Source organism: Achromobacter sp. K91 (genome assembly GCF_003576205.1).
Lineage (GTDB): Bacteria > Pseudomonadota > Gammaproteobacteria > Burkholderiales > Burkholderiaceae_B > Achromobacter > Achromobacter aegrifaciens.
The window spans coordinates 459,823-474,599 of sequence record NZ_QWFB01000026.1; the positions used below are offsets into that span (position 1 = coordinate 459,823).

Consider the following 14,777-nt stretch of genomic DNA (forward strand, 5'->3'; position numbering starts at 1 on the left):
CCGGCACTCGCCTAGGAGAACAACAATGGAATTGCATCTGACACCCGGCCACATGACCTTGGCGGACCTGCGGCGCGTCTATCAGCAGCCCGCGCACGTGACGCTGGACCCGGCTGCCGCCGGGCCGATCGAGGCCAGCGTGGCCTGCGTCGAACGCATCATCGATGAAGGCCGCACGGCCTACGGCATCAACACCGGATTCGGGTTGCTCGCCACGACGCGGATCGCGCGCGAGGACCTGGAAGCCCTGCAGAGTTCGCTGGTGCTGTCGCACGCGGCCGGAGTGGGCGAGGCGCTGGACGACGCGATGGTGCGGCTGATCATGGTGCTGAAGATCAACAGCCTGGCGCGGGGTTATTCGGGCATCCGCCGCAAGGTCATCGACGCGTTGATCGCGCTGGTGAACGCCGAGGTCTATCCGCATATTCCGCTGAAGGGATCGGTGGGCGCGTCGGGCGACCTTGCGCCGCTGGCGCACATGTCCCTGCTGCTGCTGGGCGAGAGCAAGGCGCGCCATCGCGGCGCCTGGCTGCCCGCGCGCGAAGCGCTGGCCCAGGCGGGGCTGGAACCCCTGACGCTGGCGGCCAAGGAAGGCCTGGCGCTCTTGAACGGTACGCAGGTTTCGACGGCCTATGCGCTGCGCGGCCTGTTCGAGGCCGAGGATCTGCTGGCTGCCGCGCTGGTCTGCGGCAGCCTCAGCGTGGAAGCCATGCTGGCATCGCGCGCACCGTTCGATCCCCGCATCCACGCCGCGCGTGGTCAGCCTGGCCAGATCGACGTGGCGGCCGTGTACCGCAATCTGCTGACCGAGGACAGCGAGGTCGGGCATTCACACGCAAACTGCGACAAGGTGCAGGACCCCTATTCGCTGCGCTGCCAGCCGCAGGTCATGGGCGCCTGCCTGACGCAGATACGCCATGCGGCCCAGGTGCTGGAGATCGAGTCCAACGCGGTCTCGGACAATCCGCTGGTGTTTGCCGAGCAGGGCGACGTGGTGTCGGGCGGCAACTTCCATGCCGAGCCCGTGGCCATGGCGGCGGACAACCTGGCGTTGGCGCTGGCCGAGATCGGCGCGCTGTCCGAACGCCGTATTTCGCTGATGATGGACAAGCACATGTCGCAGCTGCCGCCGTTCCTGGTGAGCAACGGCGGCGTGAACTCCGGCTTCATGATTGCCCAGGTGACCGCGGCGGCGCTGGCCAGCGACAACAAGGCGCTGGCGCACCCGGCTAGCGTGGACAGCCTGCCGACTTCGGCCAACCAGGAGGACCACGTGTCCATGGCGCCGAATGCGGGCAAGCGGCTCTGGCCCATGGCCGAGAACGTGCGCGACATCCTCGCGATCGAATGGCTGGGCGCCTGCCAGGGCCTGGATTTCCGCCAGGGCCTGAAGACCGCGCCCAAGCTGGAGCGTGCGCGCGGCCTGTTGCGCGAGAAAGTGGCGCATTATGAGCGGGACCGCTTCTTCGCACCCGACATCGAGGCGGCGAGTCTGCTCATCGCGGGCCAGGGTCTGACGGCGCTGGTGCCGGCGGGCCTGTTGCCCAGTCTTTAACGCCGGCGCGCAACAGGAGCCTACGCATGAGACAGGTCTGGCGCAATTGCCACGCAGCCACGATGGCGCAAGGCAAATACTCCGTGATCGAACGGGCCGCCATCGTCACGCGCGAGAACCGTATCGAATGGATCGGTCCCGAGGCAACGCTGCCGCCAGCGGACGTTGCGGGCGAGCATGACCTGGGCGGCGCATGGGTCACGCCCGGATTGATCGATTGCCACACCCATCTGGTGTTTGGCGGCGATCGCAGCCTGGAGTTCGAGCAGCGCCTGCAAGGCGTGGACTACGCCACCATTGCCGCGCAAGGCGGCGGCATCGCCAGCACCGTGCGCGCCACCCGCGCCGCCAGCGAGGACGAACTCTACGCCAGCGCGCGCAGGCGCGCCCTGCATCTGATGCGCGACGGCGTGACCACGCTGGAAGTGAAATCGGGCTATGGGCTGGACCTGCCCAACGAGCGCAAGATGCTCAGGGTGGCGCGGCGCCTGGGCCAGACTTTGCCGCTGACCGTCAGCGCGACCTGCCTGGCCGCGCACGCGCTGCCGCCCGAGTATGCCGGGCGGGCCGACGACTACGTCGATGAAGTTGCGCGCCGCATGTTGCCGGTGCTGGCGGCCGAGGGCCTGATCGACGCGGTGGATGCCTTCTGCGAGCATCTGGCATTCACGCCGGCGCAGGTCGAACGGGTGTTCCAGGCCGCGGGTGAACTGGGGCTGCCCGTGAAGCTGCATGCGGAGCAACTGTCTTTGTTGCACGGCGCGACGCTGGCCGCACGTTATGGCGCCTGGTCGGCGGACCATCTGGAATACCTGACCGAAAGCGATGTGCTGGCAATGGCGCAGGCCGGCACGGTGGCGGTGCTGCTGCCTGGGGCGTTCTACGCCCTGCGCGAGACCAAGCTGCCTCCCATCGACCTGTTGCGCCGCCATGGCGTACCCATCGCCATCTCCAGCGACCTGAATCCCGGCACCTCGCCCGCTCTGTCGCTGCGGCTGATGTTGAGCATGGCCTGCACGCTGTTCCGCCTGACGCCCGAAGAATCGTTGGCGGGGGCGACGGCGCATGCGGCCAAAGCGCTGGGCCTGCAGGCCACGCATGGCACGCTGGAAGCCGGCAAGTATGCGGACTTCGTCGCCTGGGAGGTGCGGCATCCCGCCGAACTGGCCTACTGGATAGGCGGCGATCTGCCCAAGCGGGTGGTCCGGCATGGCGCGCTGGTCGACGCCGCAACGCTTGCCTGAAACGGGCAGATCCGGACAGGATCGCGCCCGCAACGGACGGCTTGGACCCGCGCGCGTCCGCAGTCGCCGCAGGCGGTCTACCATCCGTGGATGACGCGTTCATCCCGGAGCGCGCGATCAGATTGGATGTGGGTATGCGGATATGCATGATGGAAGGGCCGGCCGATCTGGAGCCCAAGGGCGCGACCTGGGAAGGCATCGCCGAACGCATCGGCGAGCTGGCCCCGGATCTGTTGGTGACCAGTGAAATGCCGTTCGGCCCCTGGGTGGCCGCGGACCCACAATACGACGCGGATCGCGCGGCAGCGTCGGTGCGCATCCACGAGGCGGGCCTGGCTGCGCTGGCGGCGCTGGGAGTGCCGGCCGTCGTGTCGTCGCGGCCGGTGCATGCGGGTGGACGGCTGGCCAACGAGGCGTTCGCCTTGCAGGACGGCCGCTATACACGGCTGCACCACAAGCAATATTTCCCGGAGGAACCGGGCTATTTCGAAGCGACCTGGTTCCATGCCGCCATGGACGGCTTCGAGGTATTCGAGGTGGGCGGCATACGCCTGGGCGTGCAGCTATGCACCGAATTGATGTTCAACGAGCGCTCGCGCGCCTACGGACGCGCGGGCGCCGAGCTGATCGTGGCGCCGCGAGCCAGCAGCGCGTCGACGCGCCGCTGGCTGACGGCGGGCGCCATGGCGGCGCTGGTGTCGGGCTGTTATGTGGTCAGCTCGAACCGAGCGGGGCGCACGGCGGCGGGGCAGGTATTCGGGGGGACGGCATTCGCGTTCCAGCCGGATGGCGAACCCCTGGCGCAAACCAGCGATACCGAATCCATCGTGGTGATCGAGGTGGATCCGGCGCGTGCGCGCGCGCAGCAGTCACAGTACCCGTGCTACGTGCGGGAATAGCGCGGCGCTAGCGCGTCGAGCCGGCCTGCGCCGGCTCGCTCGCGTCAAAGCGCAGCCGCGAAAAGCTGGCGACGCAGGCCAGCGCGGCGCACACGCAACCCAGCCACAGCGCGGCAATGGCGCCGTGCGTGCTGGAAATGTTGAAGCAGGCGGCCACCAGGGCCGCGCCCGAGGCCTGGCCCAGCAGCCGCACCGTGCCTATCATGCCGCTGGCGCCGCCGGCGCGCGAGGCGGGCGCCGACATCATGATGGCGCGCAGGTTGGGCGACTGGAAAAAGCCGAAGCCGGCGCCGCACAGCGCCATGCGCCAGCAGAGGTCCCAGACTGATGGCGAGGCCGGCATCAGTGCCATTGAGGCCAGGCCCAGCGCCAGCAGGGCTAAACCCACGCCGCCCAGGGCGCCGGCCGCATAGCGGTCCGACAGCCGTCCCGCTATCGGCGCCATGATCGCCACCACTACCGGCCAGGGCGTGATTAGAAAGCCGGTCTGCACCTGGCTGTAGCCGAGCGTGGCTTGCAGCAGGAACGGCAGCGACACGAAGGCCAGCGCCTGCGCCGCGAACGCGCACACGGCTGTGGCTGCGGACAGTGCGAACAAGGGACGGCGCAACAGGTCCACCGCCAGGATGGGCGCGGGGTGGCCGGCCTGCCGGCGCATCAGCAGCCACAGGCTGGCTGCGGCGATGCCCCATTCCAGCGCCACGCGCGGCCAGGGGGCGGCGTGCGCCAATTCGTTGGACCCCAGCACGAACAGGCCCAGCGTCAGGGCGCACAGCACTGCGGCCAGGCCGTCGAAGCGATGCGGCGCGCGCGCGGTCCCGGGCAGCTTGCGCAGGCCCAGCGCGAACGCCAGCAGGCCGATGGGCACGTTGATCAGAAACAGCCAGTGCCAGGATCCCAGCAGCAGGATGGCCGAAGCCACGGTCGGCCCTGCCGCGAAGGAGATGCCCACCACCATGGCGTTCAGGCCCAGGCCGCGGCCCAACAGGTGCGAGGGGTAGATGAAGCGCAGCAGCGCGCCATTGACGCTCATGACGCCGGCCGCGCCCAGGCCTTGCAGCACGCGCGCGATCACCAGCGTGGGCAAGGACGGCGCCAGGCCGCTGGCCAGCGAAGACAGGATGAAGATGGCGAGCCCCACGATATAGACTCGCCGGTGGCCCAGGATTTCGCCCAGCGCCGCGGCCGGCAGCAGGCCCGCCACCATGGCCAGCTGATAGCCGCTGACGATCCAGATGGACCCGGCATCGCTGGCCTGCAGGTCGCGCGCAATGGTGGGTAGCGCCGTGTTGGCGATGGCGGTGTCCAGGCTGGCCATGCACAGGGCCAGCATGACGGCCAGGAGCGCGCCCGGGCGTTCGGCTGCCGGCAGGCCGACGCCGGCCGGATAGACGGTATTGCGGGAGAACGAGAGCATGTACGGGACCACGGGGGGCAACGCGTCCGGACAGAGGGCCGGAAGCTGCGATCACTGATTCTAGAACGTGTTAAGGGATCCGGCCCGCGGACCGGGTGGAGAGCAGGCTTTCCTTGCAGGGCGTTTCTCCTTATCCTGCCGCCTGCGCGGCACCCGGCCGCGTTTCCAAGGAGTGGTCGACCATGCAATTTGGCGTATCCCAGCGCCGTCGCCGGCTCTTGCCGGCGCTCGCGCTGGGCGTTCTGGGCGCTGCGGCGGCAGGGCGTCTTGGGGCCGTGCCTCTGACTCGCATCCTGGTCGGCTTTCCGCCGGGGGGCGGGGTGGATGTGATCGCCCGTTTGTTGGCGCGGCAGTTGGAGGCCGGCCTGGGCGAGGTGGTGCTGGTCGAGAATCGGCCCGGCGCGGGGGGCTTGCTGGCGGCGCAGGAGCTGCTGGCCGCGCGCCCGGATGGGCATACCCTGCTGTTCACCAACGAGCACACCTTGGCCATCTTGCCGCATATCATGGCGCAGGCCGGCTTTGCGTCGCCGGATGATTTCGCGGCGGTGGCACAGACGACCGACCAGAGCGCCATTGCGCTGGCGGTCAGGGCGGATTCGCCTTGGTTGAAGCTGCAGGATCTGCGCGGACACGAGGGGCCGCTGCCGGTGGGCGTGCCGGCGCCCGGCAGCGTGCCGGAGCTGGCCGTGGAGCTGCTGGCCGAGCGTTTCGGCGTGGCGGCCACGGCAGTGTGCTATCGCGGCGGCGCGCCATTGGTGACCGACCTGCAGGCCGGCTATCTGGCGCTGGGCCTGACATCCCTGGCCGAATTGCGGGAGCCGGCAAGCGCCGGGCGGCTGCGCCTGCTGGCGATTTCGGGTCCAGGCCGCCATGCCGATCTGGGCGATGTTCCCACCTTTGCCGAGCAGGGCTTCGCGGGACTGGAGCGCGGCGGTGTGGCCGGCTTGTTCGCGCCGCGCGGCGTGGCGCCGGCCCGCGTCGAGCAACTGCAGCAGCAGGTGGCGCGGGCCCTCGAATCGGAGGAAGTCCGCATGCAGCTGCACTTGCAGGGGTCGCGTGTGAATTTCGGCGATGCCGCCACGCTGGCGCGCAACATGAACGCGATCCATCAGGCCTGGGCCGAACGCGCCGTGGCCTGGCGTGCGCGGACGGGCGGCTGAGCGCCCGCGTCCGGCTTTCTAGGGTGTCCGGATGGCCGCGCGTTCGCGCAGCAATTGGGCCAGTTCGGCGTGACAAAGCCGCACCGCGGCGCGGGCCTGCTGTTCGGGCGCGCGCATCATCAGGCAGATGCGCCGCGTGAGCCGCGGACGCTGCAATGGCACGATGGCCAGGCCGTCCTGCCGCTGCCCCTGCGTGTACAGGCGCGAGATCAGGCCCACGCGCAATCCCGCGCGCACCAGGCTGTAAAGCGTGTCGGTGTAATTCAGGGTGTCGGTCGCGGCCAGGTCCGAGCCCAGCTGGCGCAGCGTGGCCACGATCATTTCGTAGGTGCTGCCGCGCGACAGCACGGCCAATGGCTCCGCCTTCAAATCCTGCCAGGTCACCGCCTGGCGCCGCGCCAGCCGGTGCGTATCGGCCAGCACCGCGACCAGGTCGTCCTCGGCCACGAAAGCCGCGGCCACGCCGGGCGTGAGGCCGAAGTCCAGGCCCAGGCCAATATCCAGTTCGCCATTGCCCAGCGCGGCCATGAGTTCGTCGTTGAGGTGGTCGCTGAGGATCAGCACGATTTCGGGATGGCGCAGGCGCCATTGCGCCACCACCGGCGCCAGCAGGTGCATGGTGGACGGAATGCAGCCGATGCGCACCGTGGCGGCCTGCGTGTCCAGCAGGCGCTGCAGGTCTTCGGCGCCCTGCGTATAGCTGTTAAGCAGCCATTCGATCTGCGCGCGCGCCGCTTGTCCGGCGGGCGTCAGGCGCACATGGTGGGTGCTGCGCTCGAACAGGGCCACGCCCATCAGCGTTTCCAGCTCGCGGATGGCGGCGGACAGGGCCGGCTGGCTCAGCGCCAGGGCCTCGGCGGCGCGGCTGAAGCTGGCGTGGCGGGCCACTTCCTTGAAACCGCGCAGCTGGCGTAGCGTGGGCTGGCGGGCGGGGGCAGCGTGGCTATCGGAAGCAGGGCGCTTGGTCATAGATTTGCCTGATGAATCTATAAAAATATAGCATTTCAGTTATCACCGGGATCTGGTTAGGATGGCGCCGTCGCCCTCCTCCGCGCTGCCGGTTCCACGCGCGTTCCTCGCTCCGACCCCGCTCCTTCCATGTTCAAACGCCTGTTCCTGTCCGTGTCCGCGCTGGCCGCCGCGCTGTGCCTTGCCCCCGCGGCCGGCGCCGACACCTGGCCCGACGCCCGGCCCCTGACCCTGATCGTGCCGTTCAGTCCGGGCGGCAACGTCGACACCACGGCGCGCCTGGTGGCGCAAAAGCTGTCGGACCGCCTCAAGCAGTCCGTCATCGTCGACAACGTGGCGGGCGCGGGCGGCGTGCTGGGCGTGGCCAAGGCCGTGCATGCCAAGCCGGACGGCTACACGCTGGTGATGGGCTTTGACGGCCCGATCAGCGTGGCCCGGCTGATCAACTCGGCCGTGAAGTACGACGCCGAAGCCGATCTCGCGCCGGTGGCGCTGGTGACCACCGCGCCCGTGGTGTTGTTGGCGCGTCCGGGCCTGCCGGTGCAGAACATGGACGAGCTGATCGCGCTGGCGCGCGAGAAACCCGACACGCTGACCTACGCTTCGTCGGGCGTGGGCACCGTGCTGCATCTGGCGATGGAGGTGATGCAGGACCAGGCAAAGGTCAAGCTGGTGCATGTGCCCTACCGCGGCGGCGCGCAGATCACCAACGACGTCATGGGCGGCCAGGTGGACCTGGGCCTGCTGGTGACCACGAGCGCCACGCCGCTGGTGCAGCAGAAGAAGCTGCACGCGCTGGGCGTGACGTCCGCCGCGCGCGTGGACACGTTGCCGCAGGTGCAGGCGTTTGGCGAGACGCCGGCGCTCAAGGGCTTTGAACTCAACACCTGGACCGGCGTGTTCGTGCCGGTTGGCACCGACCCCGCCGTGGTCGAGCGGCTGAACCTGGAGCTGAATGCGGTGCTGCGCATGGACGAGGTGCAAAAGCGCCTGGCCGAAGGCGGCGCCATGCCCGGACAGGGCACGCCGCAGGATTTCGCCGCTTTCCTGAAGAAGGAAAAAGCCTTGTACGCGCACATCGTGAAGAGCGCCAACATCCAGCAGGAATAGGCCTGCCCCTTTGCAGGAAGCCATGCCATGAATACCCCCCCCGTGCTGCCCGAGATCCAGGCCATCCAGGAAGAGATGGTGGCGCTGCGCCATCGCATCCACGCCAATCCCGAACTGGCCTATCAGGAGGTCGCCACGGCCGAACTGGTGGCCGAAAGGCTGGCGGCCTGGGGCTACGAAGTGCATCGCGGCCTGGGCGTGACCGGGGTGGTGGGCACCTTGCGCCGGGGCAGCGGCGCGCGCCGGCTGGGCCTGCGCGCCGATATGGACGCCCTGCCCATCCATGAGACCACCGGCCTGCCCTACGCCAGCCAGAATCCCGGCAAGATGCACGCCTGCGGCCACGACGGCCACACGGCCACGTTGCTGGCCGCGGCCCGCGCGCTGGCCGAACGCAGCCGTTTCGACGGCACCGTGCACCTGATCTTCCAGCCCGCCGAGGAAGGCCATGGCGGCGCGCAGAAGATGATTGCCGACGGCCTGTTCGAACGCTTTCCTTGCGACGCCGTCTACAGCTTCCACAACGAGCCGGGCTATCCGGCCGGCCATTTCGGCTTCCGCTCCGGCGTGATGTACAGCTCGTCCGACACGGTGATCCTGACCGTCAGCGGCGTGGGCGGCCATGGGGCCATGCCGCACGTGGCGGTGGACCCCATCGTGGCGGCGGCCAGCATCGTGCTGGCCTTGCAGACCATCGTCTCGCGCGAGATCGATCCCAACGACATGGCGGTGGTGACCATAGGCGCCATCCACGGCGGTGACGCGCCCAACGTGATTCCCAAGTCGGTGGAGCTGCGCCTGACGGTGCGCGCACGCCGCCCTGAAACGCGCGCGCTGCTGCGCGAGCGCATCACGGCGATCGCTACGGCGCAGGCCGCGGTGCACCGCGCCAGCGTCGACGTGGACTACCGCTGGCGCTATCCGCCGGTGGTCAATGACCGCGCCGCCACGCAGTTCGCGGCCGAGGTCGCGCGCGGCTGGCTGGGCGAACACCTGCTGATCCCCGACCTGGAGCCGTTGCAGGCCAGCGATGATTTCGCCTTCATGCTGGAGCAGGTGCCCGGCAGCTATTTCATCGTCGGCAATGGCGAGGGCGAAGGCGGCTGCATGGTGCACAACCCCGATTACGATTTCAACGACGACATCCTGCCGGTCACGGCCAGCTACTGGGTGACGCTGGCGGAAGCCTATCTGGCCGCCGGCGCGCGCTGACCGGCAGCCGCTACTTTTCCGCGACGCATGACTGCCTCACACGACCCGATTGCCGCCGGCGCGCCGGCCTTCGACGCCACCACCGACTACTGGCAGGAGATCGTCAGCGCCGATGCGCTGGCGCTGCCGGTGGGTCCGCCCTATTCCCGCGGCTATCCAGCACGGCTGCCTGACGGCCGCTATCTGGTGCTGCCGCTGCGCGGCGTGCCCGGCGACCCTGATCGCTGCGTGGCCTCGCTGATCGCCAACCATGCCAGCCTGGAGGTGGTCGATGCCCTGGCCGGCTTCATGGCCGAGCGCGCGCGCGCCTTCAAGGCCGAGGTCGTCGTGGGCCTACCGACGCTGGGCCTCGCTTTCGCGCCCATGGTGGCGCGCGGCCTGGGGTTCACGCGCTACGTGCCCTTCGGTTATTCGCGCAAGTATTGGTACGACGAACGCCTGGCCGTGCCGGTACAGTCGCTGACCACGCCGGATGCCGGAAAGCTGCTGTACGTGGATCCGAATCTGGCGGGCAGCCTGGCGGGGCGCCGCGTGCTGGTGGTGGACGACGCCGTCAGCACGGGGCAGACGATGCTGTCCGCGCTGGAACTGCTGGCGCGCTGCGGCGCGGAAGTGGCGGGCATCGTCGTGGCCATGTGCCAGGGCGAGCGCTGGCGCGAGCGGCTGGTGGACGCGGATGGCGCGCCGATTCCGGTGGCCTGTGCGTTCGAGTCGCCGCGCATGCGCCGCACGGCCGCGGGCTGGGCGCCCGAAACGGCCGCCTGAAGCCCGGCAGGCCCGCCAGCGCGGCGCCTACAGGGACTCCGGATCGCGGCGCAGCGAGAAACCCTGCGCCTCGTTCATGGCCAGATAGCTGACGTTGCGCGACACCACAGGCGGCTTGTCGCCGGCGTGCAGCGCGCGCACCTTGTCCAGCACCATCTTGTCCTCCAGCGTCATGCGGTCGATCATGCGCAGGTACTGCATCCAGCTTTCCACCAGGAAGACTTCGCGCCAGACGCCCTCGCGCTCCAGGTCGCGGAACAGCTGCCATTGCTGCGCGCCGTTGCGCAACCGCATCAGGCGCAGCGGATGCGCCGCGCCGATCAGCGCGGACAGCTTTTCCTTTTCGATCAGGTACTCCACGGCGACCAGCACCGCGCCGTGCTGCGTGTTGAAGCCGACCGCGGCCATCGCCGGCTCGGTGGCGTCCGCGCGCGCCAGCGACGTGGTGTCCAGATGTTCGGGCAGCCGCGAGCGGTACATCAGCGCGACGGTGATGCCCAGCATGATGCCGGCGGTGGCCAGGGCGCCGGAAACGCCCATGGTGCCGGCGAAATGGCCCCACATGAAGGAGCCAGCCGCCAGGCCACCGAAGATGGCCGTCTGGTACAGCGCCAGCGCGCGCGCCTTGACCCAGTCCGGCACCAGCATCTGGACGGTGGTGTTGTAGGTGGCCAGCACGCCGATCCAGCAGCTGCCGGACAGCAGCAGCGCGGGAAAAGCCACCCACAGGGTGCCGGCCAGGCCCAGCGCCAGCAGGCACGCGGCCAGGAGGGCCGCCGCCACGCTGATCAGGCCGCTCGCGCCCAAGGTCGCCTGGACCCGCCGCACCACGGCGCTGCCGAGGATCGCGCCCAGGCCCAGCGCGCCCAGCATGTAGCCGTACAGCAGGGCGCTGCCGCCTTCGTGTTCGTGCGCCAGCAGCGGCAGCAAGGCCCATAGCGCGCTGGCCGACAGGCCAAAGGCGAACGAGCGCAGCATCACGACGCGGGTGACGGTTGAATGCTGGGTGTAGCGCAGCGCGGCGACCACGCCTTCCAGGATGCCTTCGGGCGGCAGGCGGCGCACGGGCAGGTCGCGTTTCCAGCGCCAGATCGCCCAGATCAGGCCGCCGTAGCAAAAGCAGTTCAGCAGGAACACCCAGGGCGCGCCCATGGCGCCCAGCAGCAGGCCGCCGATGGCCGGGCCTACCGCGCGCGCCACGTTGAAGTTGACGCTGTTCAGCAGTACCGCGCTGCCGACGTGCGCGCGCGGCACCTGTTCGCCTACGGCGGCCTGCCAGGCTGGCGTGACGATGGCGCTGCCGATGGCGATGCAGAACACCGACGCGATCAGCGTGATGGGATGCAGCAGGCCGGCAAAGGCCAGGATGGTGATGAAGACGCCGCCCGTCAGCTCCAGCAGCATGCCGGTCAGCATGACCTTGCGGCGGTCGTAGTTGTCCGCCAGCACGCCGGTCAGGATGGACAGCGCCACCAGCGGGAAGGCGGCGGCCACCTGGATCATGGCGACCATCAGCGGGCTGCTTTGCTCGGTGGTGATGATCCACGCGGCAGCGACGGATTGCGCCCAGGTGCCCAGGTTGGCAAACAGGTTGGCGATCCAGATGATGCGGAACGCCGGAAACGCGAAGGGGGATAGCGTGCTGACCTGCAGCACGGGGGCGGGGGCGGCTGGCGCGTCCGCGGGCAGATCGGTGTTGGCCGAAACGGGTTGCAGCATGGGGTTCTTCCGGGGCGCCGGGCGGGCGCTCCTTTCGGACGTGGTCTGGGTCGGGTAATGGTACGCCTAAGCCAGCGATCGAAGGGAGCGCGCGCGGCGCTGCGGGGCGGTCGCGCGCCGCCCCGGGGCTGCTGCAGGGAGGCCGCCTATTGCTTGGCGGCCGGGGCCGGCGCAGGGGCCGGCGGATAGGCCTGGTTCAGGTATTCCACGATCAACGGCACCTGGTCGGCGGGTATGGGGGCGCCGTAGGTGCCCACCATCTTCTTGACCTCGGCGTCCCAGAAGCCCAGGGGCATGGGCGGCTGCGACGATACGTAGTCCACCGAATGGCACATCAGGCACAGGGCCGCATGCTGGGCCCCCGCGCCGGTGCCGGAATGCAGTGTGGCGGTTTCCTGGGGCAGCTTGATTTCCAGGGCCTGGGCGGCCGGGGAGAGACAGGCGCAGGCCAGCGCGAGCGCCGGCAGGCAGCGACGGATAAGGCGGTTCATGGCGCTCTCCTCAGGCGGCGGTGACGCGGACGGCTTCGACCACGTTGCGCATGTAGCCGGCCGGGTTCCACAGCGGGTCCAGCGGCTGGGTTTCGCCGGCCGTGTTGGTGGCGCGGACCTTCAGCGTGTAGTCGCCGGCGGTCTTGGGCGTGAAATCGGCGTGCCATTCGCGGAAGGAATAACGGCCCAGGTCGCGGCCGAGCTTGGCGGCCTGCCAGGTCTTGCCGTCGTCCGACGAGAACTGGACCTCGCGTATGCCCTTGCCGCCATCGAAGGCGATGCCGCGCACCTGTACCGGCTTGCCGCGGGCGACGCGGGCGCCTTCGGCAAGGCTGGTGATGAAGCTGCGCACGTTGTAGCGGCCGATGGGGCGCGTCTTCTCCGGCGCCTTGCCCGGCGGCGTGCAGGCGCAATCATTGTCGGGAATGCGGTAGGCCTTCTGCATCCAGAAGCCGTCGAACTCCTTGTCCAGCACCTTGATGTCGGCCAGGTGCTTGACCCAGTAGGTGCCGTAGTACCCCGGCACCACCAGGCGCACGGGATAGCCGTTGAGCATGGGCAGGTCAGCGCCGTTCATGGCGTAGGCCAGCATGACTTCGCCGTCCAGCGCATGGGCGGCGTCCAGCGCCTTGATGAACTCCGGCGTGCCGGGCAGCACCGGGCGGTCCATGCCCTCGAATGTCACCTGGCGCGCGCCGGCGCGGATGCCGGCTTTTTCCAGCACGCGCTTGAGCGGGATGCCCAGCCAGCGGGCATTGCCCATGGCGCCGTTGCCCAGTTGCCCCCCGCCCACGCGTGGCGCGAAGAAGCCGCGGCTGTTGCCCGAGCACTGGGTGACAGCCACCAGTTCCACGGGCTTGCCGAACTGCTGCTTCAGGTCGGCCAGCGACAGCTCCAGGGGTTTGTCCACCAGCCCGCTGACCTTGATGCGGTAGGTGTTCAGGTCGATGGCGGTGGGGATGTTGCCCAGGTGGTAGCGCACGAAGAACGCGTCGTTGGGCGTGATGATGTTCTCATTGAAGACCGCGAACGGCGTTTCCAGCTGCGGCGGGCGCGAGGTCTGGCGGATCAGGGGCCGCTTTTGCGGATAGGCGATCAGGTCGCGCTCGCCGTTGGCGAACGGCAGCGTGACGGTGGCCGGCGCCGCCAGGCTGGTCAGCGCATGGCCGGCCAGCGTGCCGGTGGCGCCCAGCGTACAGGCCTGGCGCAGGAAGCGCCGGCGCCCATTCGGGTCGGATGTGCTCATCTTGGTGTCTCCTCGTTCTTGTCAGCGCCCTGCCCCGGCGCGTTCAGACGAGCCTACGCGCGGCGGCCTGACAAATGCGTTAACGTCCGCGCTGCCCGTTTCAATTTCCGCGTTTTTCGCACCGATGACCCTGACCTTCAACAAGCGCGCCTTTGCCGCGCTGCTGGCCGTAACCGCGCTGGAAGCGCTGATCGCCACCCTGGGCGCGCCCTATCCCCTGTTGCGGGGCTTCGTGGGCGACGTGGTGGCGGTGGGCTGGGCCTATCTGGTGTATCGCAGCTTCATCGGCGCGGGCGTGCTGCCGCTGGCGCTGGCCGCGCTGTTCACCGGCTACGCGGTGGAACTGGGGCAGTACCTGGCCCGGTATTTCGGCTGGCGGCTGGAGCAGCCGGTATTGCGCGTGATCCTGGGCAGCGTGCCCGACTGGTGGGACATGCTGGCCTATACGCTGGGGTTCTTCCTGGTGCTGGCGCTGGCCGCCTGGAACCGGCGGCGGGGCGCCGCGTTGCGCGGCGCCTAGGCGCTTTTCGTCTTTCTGCCCGGCCGAATCAGCCGGGCTTCCATCAGGGAATCAGCCTGCCTGGCAGACCGGCGCGTCGTCGTGCGCGTGCGCGGCGGGCTTGGCTGCGCGCAGCGGCTGCAGGCGGGCGTTGCGGAACGGCGCGAAGAGCTCGGCCCAGGACGAAGGAAACAGCGGGGTGGCGTGGCGCACGGCGTCGCGGCGGGCGTAATGCGTCAGCAATTGTTGGCCGATCGGGGCGTCTCCCAGGGGATGGCGGGTATTCATGGTATTTCCGTATTGCATTGAAAGTGTATTCATTGTACCAGTGCGTGCGCATTCCGGCCAGCCCCCGCGTGCGCACGCCAAGTCATTGATCCATAAAGACTGTCCCTGTTTATGGGGCAGCGTTTGACCGATCTCCGGGATTGCCCTAGCAGTTCAAAATAGTAGACGGTATACAATGTTCAACATGCCCGGGCTTAGACCAG

The 14,777-nt window shown here is 69.0% G+C and carries 14 protein-coding genes; 8 read left to right on the top strand and 6 right to left on the bottom strand.

Going from position 1 to position 14,777, the window contains the following annotated elements; all coding sequences use genetic code 11:
• Positions 1 to 25 precede the first annotated feature (25 nt).
• The 3 genes from hutH to DXK93_RS09350 all read left to right on the top strand — a co-directional run bounded on the left by hutH (position 26) and on the right by DXK93_RS09350 (position 3,698).
• Positions 26 to 1,555 carry a histidine ammonia-lyase gene (hutH, locus tag DXK93_RS09340; protein ID WP_119449899.1) on the top strand — a complete coding sequence of 510 codons (1,530 nt, stop codon included), beginning with the start codon at positions 26 to 28 and terminating at the stop codon, positions 1,553 to 1,555.
• 26 nt (positions 1,556 to 1,581) lie between these two features.
• Positions 1,582 to 2,799 (top strand): imidazolonepropionase, encoded by a 1,218-nt coding sequence (gene hutI, locus DXK93_RS09345; RefSeq protein ID WP_119449900.1) that lies wholly within the window; start codon positions 1,582 to 1,584, stop codon positions 2,797 to 2,799.
• Between the two features lie 146 nt (positions 2,800 to 2,945).
• Positions 2,946 to 3,698: a carbon-nitrogen hydrolase family protein gene (locus DXK93_RS09350; protein WP_233564521.1), complete on the top strand. Its 753-nt coding sequence runs from the start codon at positions 2,946 to 2,948 to the stop codon at positions 3,696 to 3,698.
• 7 nt (positions 3,699 to 3,705) lie between these two features.
• Here DXK93_RS09350 and DXK93_RS09355 read toward each other — a convergent pair whose 3' ends face one another.
• Positions 3,706 to 5,115, bottom strand: coding sequence for an MFS transporter (locus DXK93_RS09355; protein WP_054455906.1), 1,410 nt, complete (start codon positions 5,113 to 5,115; stop codon positions 3,706 to 3,708).
• 182 nt (positions 5,116 to 5,297) lie between these two features.
• On the opposite strand from DXK93_RS09355, the gene DXK93_RS09360 reads away from it, so the two are divergent.
• Positions 5,298 to 6,275: a tripartite tricarboxylate transporter substrate-binding protein gene (locus DXK93_RS09360; protein WP_119449902.1), complete on the top strand. Its 978-nt coding sequence runs from the start codon at positions 5,298 to 5,300 to the stop codon at positions 6,273 to 6,275.
• A gap of 18 nt (positions 6,276 to 6,293) precedes the next feature.
• Here DXK93_RS09360 and DXK93_RS09365 read toward each other — a convergent pair whose 3' ends face one another.
• Positions 6,294 to 7,244 carry a LysR family transcriptional regulator gene (locus tag DXK93_RS09365; RefSeq protein WP_119449903.1) on the bottom strand — a complete coding sequence of 317 codons (951 nt, stop codon included), beginning with the start codon at positions 7,242 to 7,244 and terminating at the stop codon, positions 6,294 to 6,296.
• A gap of 129 nt (positions 7,245 to 7,373) precedes the next feature.
• On the opposite strand from DXK93_RS09365, the gene DXK93_RS09370 reads away from it, so the two are divergent.
• From DXK93_RS09370 to DXK93_RS09380, 3 genes are read left to right on the top strand one after another with little or no spacing between them, the layout of a single operon-like run.
• Entirely contained in the window at positions 7,374 to 8,354 is a 981-nt protein-coding gene (locus DXK93_RS09370; protein ID WP_119449904.1) for a tripartite tricarboxylate transporter substrate binding protein, read from the top strand.
• Between the two features lie 27 nt (positions 8,355 to 8,381).
• Positions 8,382 to 9,566 carry a M20 aminoacylase family protein gene (locus DXK93_RS09375; protein ID WP_119449905.1) on the top strand — a complete coding sequence of 395 codons (1,185 nt, stop codon included), beginning with the start codon at positions 8,382 to 8,384 and terminating at the stop codon, positions 9,564 to 9,566.
• Between the two features lie 27 nt (positions 9,567 to 9,593).
• Entirely contained in the window at positions 9,594 to 10,331 is a 738-nt protein-coding gene (locus DXK93_RS09380; RefSeq protein ID WP_119449906.1) for a phosphoribosyltransferase, read from the top strand.
• 27 nt (positions 10,332 to 10,358) lie between these two features.
• Here the strand turns inward: DXK93_RS09380 and DXK93_RS09385 are convergent, their stop codons facing one another.
• The 3 genes from DXK93_RS09385 to DXK93_RS09395 all read right to left on the bottom strand — a co-directional run bounded on the left by DXK93_RS09385 (position 10,359) and on the right by DXK93_RS09395 (position 13,787).
• Positions 10,359 to 12,050 carry an MFS transporter gene (locus DXK93_RS09385; protein ID WP_119449907.1) on the bottom strand — a complete coding sequence of 564 codons (1,692 nt, stop codon included), beginning with the start codon at positions 12,048 to 12,050 and terminating at the stop codon, positions 10,359 to 10,361.
• Positions 12,051 to 12,196: 146 nt separating this feature from the next.
• Positions 12,197 to 12,541 carry a hypothetical protein gene (locus DXK93_RS09390; RefSeq protein WP_054455334.1) on the bottom strand — a complete coding sequence of 115 codons (345 nt, stop codon included), beginning with the start codon at positions 12,539 to 12,541 and terminating at the stop codon, positions 12,197 to 12,199.
• Positions 12,542 to 12,551: 10 nt separating this feature from the next.
• Complete coding sequence (locus tag DXK93_RS09395) at positions 12,552 to 13,787, bottom strand: molybdopterin-dependent oxidoreductase (RefSeq protein WP_119449908.1); 1,236 nt, start codon at positions 13,785 to 13,787, stop codon at positions 12,552 to 12,554.
• A 124-nt stretch (positions 13,788 to 13,911) separates the two neighbouring features.
• On the opposite strand from DXK93_RS09395, the gene DXK93_RS09400 reads away from it, so the two are divergent.
• The gene (locus DXK93_RS09400; RefSeq protein WP_119449909.1) at positions 13,912 to 14,307 is read left to right on the top strand and encodes a DUF2809 domain-containing protein; all 396 of its coding nucleotides are present in this window, start codon (positions 13,912 to 13,914) and stop codon (positions 14,305 to 14,307) included.
• Positions 14,308 to 14,358: 51 nt separating this feature from the next.
• On the opposite strand, the gene DXK93_RS09405 is transcribed toward DXK93_RS09400, so the two are convergent.
• The gene (locus DXK93_RS09405; RefSeq protein WP_054455330.1) at positions 14,359 to 14,574 is read right to left on the bottom strand and encodes a hypothetical protein; all 216 of its coding nucleotides are present in this window, start codon (positions 14,572 to 14,574) and stop codon (positions 14,359 to 14,361) included.
• Positions 14,575 to 14,777 lie beyond the last annotated feature (203 nt).

Excerpts from the sequence above, each read along its gene's own strand:
- hutH (WP_119449899.1), top strand. The coding sequence starts at position 26 with ATGGAATTGCATCTGACACCCGGCCACATGACCTTGGCGGACCTGCGG.
- hutI (WP_119449900.1), top strand. The coding sequence starts at position 1,582 with ATGAGACAGGTCTGGCGCAATTGCCACGCAGCCACGATGGCGCAAGGC.
- DXK93_RS09350 (WP_233564521.1), top strand. The coding sequence starts at position 2,946 with ATGATGGAAGGGCCGGCCGATCTGGAGCCCAAGGGCGCGACCTGGGAA.
- DXK93_RS09355 (WP_054455906.1), bottom strand. The coding sequence starts at position 5,115 with ATGCTCTCGTTCTCCCGCAATACCGTCTATCCGGCCGGCGTCGGCCTG.
- DXK93_RS09360 (WP_119449902.1), top strand. The coding sequence starts at position 5,298 with ATGCAATTTGGCGTATCCCAGCGCCGTCGCCGGCTCTTGCCGGCGCTC.
- DXK93_RS09365 (WP_119449903.1), bottom strand. The coding sequence starts at position 7,244 with ATGACCAAGCGCCCTGCTTCCGATAGCCACGCTGCCCCCGCCCGCCAG.
- DXK93_RS09370 (WP_119449904.1), top strand. The coding sequence starts at position 7,374 with ATGTTCAAACGCCTGTTCCTGTCCGTGTCCGCGCTGGCCGCCGCGCTG.
- DXK93_RS09375 (WP_119449905.1), top strand. The coding sequence starts at position 8,382 with ATGAATACCCCCCCCGTGCTGCCCGAGATCCAGGCCATCCAGGAAGAG.
- DXK93_RS09380 (WP_119449906.1), top strand. The coding sequence starts at position 9,594 with ATGACTGCCTCACACGACCCGATTGCCGCCGGCGCGCCGGCCTTCGAC.
- DXK93_RS09385 (WP_119449907.1), bottom strand. The coding sequence starts at position 12,050 with ATGCTGCAACCCGTTTCGGCCAACACCGATCTGCCCGCGGACGCGCCA.
- DXK93_RS09390 (WP_054455334.1), bottom strand. The coding sequence starts at position 12,541 with ATGAACCGCCTTATCCGTCGCTGCCTGCCGGCGCTCGCGCTGGCCTGC.
- DXK93_RS09395 (WP_119449908.1), bottom strand. The coding sequence starts at position 13,787 with ATGAGCACATCCGACCCGAATGGGCGCCGGCGCTTCCTGCGCCAGGCC.
- DXK93_RS09400 (WP_119449909.1), top strand. The coding sequence starts at position 13,912 with ATGACCCTGACCTTCAACAAGCGCGCCTTTGCCGCGCTGCTGGCCGTA.
- DXK93_RS09405 (WP_054455330.1), bottom strand. The coding sequence starts at position 14,574 with ATGAATACCCGCCATCCCCTGGGAGACGCCCCGATCGGCCAACAATTG.